The 295-nt window shown below is 45.1% G+C and carries 1 protein-coding gene; it reads left to right on the forward strand.

Annotation, left to right across the window (positions count from 1 at the left end):
• On the forward strand, positions 1-272 hold a 272-nt coding region (locus tag LKX83_RS32390), incomplete at its 5' end, for an N-acetylmuramoyl-L-alanine amidase family protein (protein ID WP_227887383.1).
• Between the last annotated feature and the right edge of the window lie 23 nt (positions 273-295).

A 295-nucleotide genomic window follows, 5' to 3' on the forward strand; every position in this document is an offset into this window, starting at 1 on the left:
GAACGGAGACGTATTACAATACCGCGCAGAGTAAGGCTTTTGCATCCATTGTGCATAAACATCTTATCGAAGCGACGGGGTTTAAGAACCGTGGTCTGCGTACAGCTAACTTCTACGTAGTTAAGAATACGAAGATGCCATCTGCACTCATAGAGGTAGGCTTCTTAACGAATGCAGCCGAGAATAAGAAAATGCTTGACCGTGCCTTTCAGAAGCGGGTCGGTGAGGCGATGGCAGCTGCCATCATCGAGTATTACAACAAGCAAAAATAAGTACTATACAAAAAGAAGGGTTC

The organism is Cohnella baijiui (assembly GCF_020731285.1).
In the GTDB taxonomy this organism is placed as follows: domain Bacteria; phylum Bacillota; class Bacilli; order Paenibacillales; family Paenibacillaceae; genus Cohnella.